Annotated in this window: 1 pseudogene; it reads right to left on the minus strand. The window is 44.5% G+C overall.

The features are described from left to right. A pseudogene (locus HC733_RS22560) lies at window positions 1–629 on the minus strand (hypothetical protein); the annotation flags it as partial.

Consider the following 629-nt stretch of genomic DNA (forward strand, 5'->3'; position numbering starts at 1 on the left):
AATGAGCTAATACCCGCTTTAATGGTTACGCGGCCTAAATCTTTGTCATAACTGTAGTTATCATCGTTCGCGCTGTATAAACTTAGCCCCTCGTTATCAACAATATCCACCCAGTTAGCACCAGCTACAACACTGAGTGTTTGGCCATTACTTAGGCTTGTATGTATCGCTCTGTGGCGGTCTTGTACACATATGATATTGAACTCATGAAAAATAGGAACCTGACCGCCTTCGGGTAGTTTACTACGGTCAATTCCACCGGGCGGGCTGGGCACGTTTATTTCGGTTACTTCATCGTAATCATAGGTAATGCTGTCTGATTGCATTTCAGTTGCAAAATTAAGCGTGACTAACCCTTCGCTAGTGACATTACCCGATATATTGGTGCCAGAGATTGCGCCCGCGCTGTTACTGGATGCACTAAACCCCGCGCCACTTAAACTAATTGCACGAATGTACAGGCTGTCTTTGGCAAATTGAGTGGGTATCGCAAACTCAATGCTAGTCACTGTGTGCGGCTTAGTTTTAATGAGTGCGCCTAGGTTTTCACTCACTGTGCCTGTGTAGTTCACGGGTTCAATTTCAGTAATTGTGCCTGTGTTGTAATCTATTTTTGCAAATACAAAGCC

Origin of the sequence: Pseudoalteromonas sp. S16_S37, from assembly GCF_014694405.1 — a bacterium.
Lineage (GTDB): Bacteria > Pseudomonadota > Gammaproteobacteria > Enterobacterales > Alteromonadaceae > Pseudoalteromonas.